Origin of the sequence: Streptomyces sp. NPDC058001, assembly GCF_042886315.1 — a bacterium.
Taxonomy (GTDB): domain Bacteria; phylum Actinomycetota; class Actinomycetes; order Streptomycetales; family Streptomycetaceae; genus Streptomyces.
Genome location: NZ_JBHVQT010000035.1, coordinates 1 through 4,306 on the forward strand (window position 1 = coordinate 1; position 4,306 = coordinate 4,306).

At 52.8% G+C, this 4,306-nt stretch carries 11 tRNA genes and 2 rRNA genes; all 13 read left to right on the plus strand.

The window, feature by feature from the left end:
• Positions 1 to 106 precede the first annotated feature (106 nt).
• The 13 genes from ACFVT5_RS43140 (at position 107) to ACFVT5_RS43200 (ending at position 4,265) form a co-directional block, all read left to right on the plus strand.
• Positions 107 to 182 (plus strand) — tRNA-Lys (locus tag ACFVT5_RS43140).
• Positions 183 to 189: 7 nt separating this feature from the next.
• Positions 190 to 274: transfer RNA gene (locus tag ACFVT5_RS43145), tRNA-Leu, on the plus strand.
• Between the two features lie 25 nt (positions 275 to 299).
• Positions 300 to 374 (plus strand) — tRNA-Gly (locus tag ACFVT5_RS43150).
• Positions 375 to 380: 6 nt separating this feature from the next.
• A tRNA-Cys gene (locus ACFVT5_RS43155) sits at positions 381 to 451 on the plus strand.
• Between the two features lie 7 nt (positions 452 to 458).
• Positions 459 to 544: transfer RNA gene (locus ACFVT5_RS43160), tRNA-Leu, on the plus strand.
• Between the two features lie 11 nt (positions 545 to 555).
• A tRNA-Arg gene (locus ACFVT5_RS43165) sits at positions 556 to 632 on the plus strand.
• Between the two features lie 16 nt (positions 633 to 648).
• Positions 649 to 725 (plus strand) — tRNA-Pro (locus ACFVT5_RS43170).
• A 5-nt stretch (positions 726 to 730) separates the two neighbouring features.
• Positions 731 to 806, plus strand: a tRNA-Ala gene (locus ACFVT5_RS43175).
• Between the two features lie 82 nt (positions 807 to 888).
• Positions 889 to 3,818: ribosomal RNA gene (locus ACFVT5_RS43180) — 23S ribosomal RNA — on the plus strand.
• Between the two features lie 50 nt (positions 3,819 to 3,868).
• Positions 3,869 to 3,984 (plus strand): 5S ribosomal RNA (rrf, locus tag ACFVT5_RS43185).
• Positions 3,985 to 4,007: 23 nt separating this feature from the next.
• Positions 4,008 to 4,083 (plus strand) — tRNA-Val (locus ACFVT5_RS43190).
• A gap of 5 nt (positions 4,084 to 4,088) precedes the next feature.
• A tRNA-Thr gene (locus ACFVT5_RS43195) sits at positions 4,089 to 4,161 on the plus strand.
• A gap of 19 nt (positions 4,162 to 4,180) precedes the next feature.
• Positions 4,181 to 4,265: transfer RNA gene (locus ACFVT5_RS43200), tRNA-Tyr, on the plus strand.
• Positions 4,266 to 4,306 lie beyond the last annotated feature (41 nt).

Genomic DNA, 4,306 nt, shown 5'->3' on the forward strand with positions numbered 1-4,306 from the left:
TAGCTCAATTGGTAGAGCAACTGACTTGTAATCAGTAGGTTGGGGGTTCAAGTCCTCTTGCCGGCACCACTTTCATATGGTAAGATAGACAAGTCGCTTTAAAAGCGAGCCATTAGCTCAGTTGGTAGAGCATCTGACTTTTAATCAGAGGGTCGAAGGTTCGAGTCCTTCATGGCTCACCATTTTCATGCGGGTGTGGCGGAATTGGCAGACGCACTAGACTTAGGATCTAGCGCCGCAAGGCGTGGGGGTTCGACTCCCTTCACCCGCACCATAATTTTTAAGTTTATCAGCATATTGCGGAAGTAGTTCAGTGGTAGAACACCACCTTGCCAAGGTGGGGGTCGCGGGTTCGAATCCCGTCTTCCGCTCCAAATTACGGCGGCATAGCCAAGTGGTAAGGCAGAGGTCTGCAAAACCTTTATCCCCGGTTCGAATCCGGGTGTCGCCTTTCTATTGCCGGGGTGGTGGAATTGGCAGACACACAGGACTTAAAATCCTGCGGTAGGTGACTACCGTGCCGGTTCAAGTCCGGCCCTCGGCATTATAAAATAAGCGCCCGTAGCTCAATTGGATAGAGCGTTTGACTACGGATCAAAAGGTTAGGGGTTCGACTCCTCTCGGGCGCGCCATAATATATTTAAAAATCGGGAAGTAGCTCAGCTTGGTAGAGCACATGGTTTGGGACCATGGGGTCGCAGGTTCGAATCCTGTCTTCCCGACCATTTAAGGGGCCTTAGCTCAGCTGGGAGAGCGCCTGCCTTGCACGCAGGAGGTCAGCGGTTCGATCCCGCTAGGCTCCACCAACGTGTTCTTTGAAAACTAGATAACAGAAGTAATTCACATTCAATTAGTAATGCAAGATATCACGTAGTGATTCTTTTTAACGGTTAAGTTAGAAAGGGCGCACGGTGGATGCCTTGGCACTAGGAGCCGATGAAGGACGGGACGAACACCGATATGCTTCGGGGAGCTGTAAGCAAGCTTTGATCCGGAGATTTCCGAATGGGGAAACCCACCACTCGTAATGGAGTGGTATCCATATCTGAATACATAGGATATGAGAAGGCAGACCCGGGGAACTGAAACATCTAAGTACCCGGAGGAAGAGAAAGCAAATGCGATTCCCTGAGTAGCGGCGAGCGAAACGGGACCAGCCCAAACCAAGAGGCTTGCCTCTTGGGGTTGTAGGACACTCTATACGGAGTTACAAAGGAACGAGGTAGATGAAGAGGTCTGGAAAGGCCCGCCATAGGAGGTAACAGCCCTGTAGTCAAAACTTCGTTCTCTCCTGAGTGGATCCTGAGTACGGCGGAACACGTGAAATTCCGTCGGAATCCGGGAGGACCATCTCCCAAGGCTAAATACTCCCTAGTGACCGATAGTGAACCAGTACCGTGAGGGAAAGGTGAAAAGCACCCCGGAAGGGGAGTGAAAGAGATCCTGAAACCGTGTGCCTACAAGTAGTCAGAGCCCGTTAACGGGTGATGGCGTGCCTTTTGTAGAATGAACCGGCGAGTTACGATCCCGTGCAAGGTTAAGCAGAAGATGCGGAGCCGCAGCGAAAGCGAGTCTGAATAGGGCGAATTGAGTACGTGGTCGTAGACCCGAAACCAGGTGATCTACCCATGTCCAGGGTGAAGTTCAGGTAACACTGAATGGAGGCCCGAACCCACGCACGTTGAAAAGTGCGGGGATGAGGTGTGGGTAGGGGTGAAATGCCAATCGAACCTGGAGATAGCTGGTTCTCTCCGAAATAGCTTTAGGGCTAGCCTCAAGGTAAGAGTCTCGGAGGTAGAGCACTGATTGGACTAGGGGCCCCTACCGGGTTACCGAATTCAGTCAAACTCCGAATGCCGATGACTTATCCTTGGGAGTCAGACTGCGAGTGATAAGATCCGTAGTCGAAAGGGAAACAGCCCAGACCGCCAGCTAAGGTCCCAAAGTATACGTTAAGTGGAAAAGGATGTGGAGTTGCTTAGACAACCAGGATGTTGGCTTAGAAGCAGCCACCATTTAAAGAGTGCGTAATAGCTCACTGGTCGAGTGACTCTGCGCCGAAAATGTACCGGGGCTAAACGTATCACCGAAGCTGCGGACTGTTCTTCGAACAGTGGTAGGAGAGCGTTCTAAGGGCTGTGAAGCCAGACCGGAAGGACTGGTGGAGCGCTTAGAAGTGAGAATGCCGGTATGAGTAGCGAAAGAGGGGTGAGAATCCCCTCCACCGAATGCCTAAGGTTTCCTGAGGAAGGCTCGTCCGCTCAGGGTTAGTCGGGACCTAAGCCGAGGCCGAAAGGCGTAGGCGATGGATAACAGGTTGATATTCCTGTACCACCTCCTCACCATTTGAGCAATGGGGGGACGCAGGAGGATAGGGTAAGCGCGGTATTGGATATCCGCGTCCAAGCAGTTAGGCTGGGAAATAGGCAAATCCGTTTCCCGTGAAGGCTGAGCTGTGATGGCGAGCGAATTATAGTAGCGAAGTTCCTGATTCCACACTGCCAAGAAAAGCCTCTAGCGAGGTGAGAGGTGCCCGTACCGCAAACCGACACAGGTAGGCGAGGAGAGAATCCTAAGGTGATCGAGAGAACTCTCGTTAAGGAACTCGGCAAAATGACCCCGTAACTTCGGGAGAAGGGGTGCTCTGTTAGGGTGCAAGCCCGAGAGAGCCGCAGTGAATAGGCCCAGGCGACTGTTTAGCAAAAACACAGGTCTCTGCGAAGCCGTAAGGCGAAGTATAGGGGCTGACGCCTGCCCGGTGCTGGAAGGTTAAGAGGAGCGCTTAGCGTAAGCGAAGGTGCGAATTGAAGCCCCAGTAAACGGCGGCCGTAACTATAACGGTCCTAAGGTAGCGAAATTCCTTGTCGGGTAAGTTCCGACCCGCACGAAAGGCGCAACGATCTGGGCACTGTCTCAACGAGAGACTCGGTGAAATTATAGTACCTGTGAAGATGCAGGTTACCCGCGACAGGACGGAAAGACCCCGTGGAGCTTTACTGTAGCCTGATATTGAATTTTGATACATCTTGTACAGGATAGGTAGGAGCCTGAGAAACCGGAGCGCCAGCTTCGGTGGAGGCGTCGGTGGGATACTACCCTGGCTGTATTGACCTTCTAACCCGCTGCCCTTATCGGGCAGGGAGACAGTGTCAGGTGGGCAGTTTGACTGGGGCGGTCGCCTCCTAAAAAGTAACGGAGGCGCCCAAAGGTTCCCTCAGAATGGTTGGAAATCATTCGCAGAGTGTAAAGGCACAAGGGAGCTTGACTGCGAGACCTACAAGTCGAGCAGGGACGAAAGTCGGGCTTAGTGATCCGGTGGTTCCGCATGGAAGGGCCATCGCTCAACGGATAAAAGCTACCCCGGGGATAACAGGCTTATCTCCCCCAAGAGTCCACATCGACGGGGAGGTTTGGCACCTCGATGTCGGCTCATCGCATCCTGGGGCTGTAGTCGGTCCCAAGGGTTGGGCTGTTCGCCCATTAAAGCGGTACGCGAGCTGGGTTCAGAACGTCGTGAGACAGTTCGGTCCCTATCCGTCGCGGGCGCAGGAAATTTGAGAGGAGCTGTCCTTAGTACGAGAGGACCGGGATGGACGCACCGCTGGTGTACCAGTTGTTCTGCCAAGGGCATCGCTGGGTAGCTATGTGCGGACGGGATAAGTGCTGAAAGCATCTAAGCATGAAGCCCCCCTCAAGATGAGATTTCCCATTCCGCAAGGAAGTAAGATCCCTGAAAGATGATCAGGTTGATAGGTCTGAGGTGGAAGTGTGGCGACACATGGAGCTGACAGATACTAATCGATCGAGGACTTAACCAATTTGAATGTATGCTTACTGTTATCTAGTTTTGAGAGAACACTCTCAATGGTTTGGTGGCGATAGCGAAGAGGTCACACCCGTTCCCATGCCGAACACGGAAGTTAAGCTCTTCAGCGCCGATGGTAGTTGGGGGTTTCCCCCTGTGAGAGTAGGACGCCGCCAAGCCATTACACGTAAGTGTAATATATGGAGGATTAGCTCAGCTGGGAGAGCATCTGCCTTACAAGCAGAGGGTCGGCGGTTCGAGCCCGTCATCCTCCACCATATTTGCCGGCCTAGCTCAATTGGTAGAGCAACTGACTTGTAATCAGTAGGTTGGGGGTTCAAGTCCTCTGGCCGGCACTGTTTTTCAAAAAAATACGGAGGGGTAGCGAAGTGGCTAAACGCGGCGGACTGTAAATCCGCTCCCTCAGGGTTCGGCAGTTCGAATCTGCCCCCCTCCACCATTTTTGGGCTATAGCCAAGCGGTAAGGCAACGGACTTTGAC